Raw genomic sequence first — 1364 nt, forward strand, 5'->3', positions numbered from 1 at the left:
GGCTGCTTCATGGCCGTGGACACCGCGCTGGTCACCCTCGTCCTGCCGAGCGCCGAGGACGCCGCCCGCGACATGGGCGTGCTGAACATCGCCAACGCCGGCCCGCAGATCATGGCGCCCTTCGCCGCCTCGCTCCTCGTCACGCTCACCGGCGGCTACACCACCCTCTTCGTGGCCGCCGCCGTCCTCTCCGTCGCCGGGGCCCTGTCGGTGCGCCCGATCCGCGGCGTGCGCTGACCGGCGTCCCAGTCCCCCGCAGAACCGTAGAACGGAAGACCCCTCATGCGTACGTCCCACACCAGCGGGCCGGCTGCGGCCGCGCGCCGCCGCGGCTCACGTGCCCTCGCCGTCACGGCCGCCGCCGGCGCCGCGATGCTCCTGGCCGCCTCCACCGCACCGGCGGCACCCGCCCGGCACGGCGGGCAGCCCGCACTCGGCGGGGTGCGGGTGCTGCTCAGCAACGACGACTCCATGCAGGCCGCCCGGGCCGACGGTGCCGACGGGCGCGGCCTGTACGAGATGCGCAAGGCGCTGTGCGCCGCGGGCGCCGACGTGGTGGTCCTCGCACCCTGGCAGTACATGAGCGGCGCCGGCACGAGCGTCACCAACAGCGGCGCGTTCGCGGCCCGACGCCGCGGCGACCTGCCCGCCCGGTACGCCGCCGACTGCTCCGGTGCGCCCGCCGGCGGCGCGGTGTTCGGCCTGTGCCGCAGCACCGGTTCGCCGACCTGCTCGGCCGCGTCGCCGAGCGCGACGCCCGCGGACACCGTGCGGTTCGCGCTGCGCGGCGGGCTGCGGGCGCTGACCGGCTGGACCTCGATGCCCGACGTGGTGGTCACCGGCATCAACTCCGGCCCCAACGTCAGTTCCCAGGTGAACGACTCGGGGACCGCCGGGGCCGCGCTGGCCGCCGTCGACGAGCGGGTGCCGGCGGTGGCGTTCAGCGCCTGGATCGCGGCCGGCGCCACGCTGCCGAGCGACGCGACGTACGAGGCCGCCGCCCGCTACGGCGCCTCGCTGCTGGCCCGGCTGCGGGCACACCGCCTGCTGTCGGACACCCACGCGCTGAACGTCAACTACCCGGACACGAAGGAGGGTTCGGCGCAGCCGAAGGGAGAGCGCTGGACCCGGGTCGGTGACGGCACGGTGGCCGTGCACACCTACCGGCAGGCCGCGGACGGCACCTTCGCGGTCGGCGGCGCGCTGTGCCCCGACGCCCCCGGGTGCCGTCCCGAGACGCGCGGGGACGCCGACAGCACGGCGGTCGCCGCGGGTTGGGTGTCGCTGGGCGCGCTCACGCCCGACCGCACCGCGCCGGCCGACTAGGACACCGCCCGGCTGCGGGCGTACGTCAGCGGGAACCA

General features: G+C 76.7%; 1 protein-coding gene and 1 pseudogene. Both read left to right on the forward strand.

The genetic code is table 11. The annotated features are described in order from the left end of the window. Positions 1–237, forward strand: a pseudogene (locus tag C3489_RS38005) (MFS transporter); the annotation flags it as partial. Between the two features lie 45 nt (positions 238–282). Then, entirely contained in the window at positions 283–1326 is a 1044-nt protein-coding gene (gene surE, locus C3489_RS38010; protein ID WP_103786682.1) for a 5'/3'-nucleotidase SurE, read from the forward strand. The last annotated feature ends 38 nt before the right edge of the window (positions 1327–1364 follow it).

It is taken from the genome of Streptomyces sp. Ru71 (assembly GCF_002920535.1).
GTDB lineage: Bacteria > Actinomycetota > Actinomycetes > Streptomycetales > Streptomycetaceae > Streptomyces.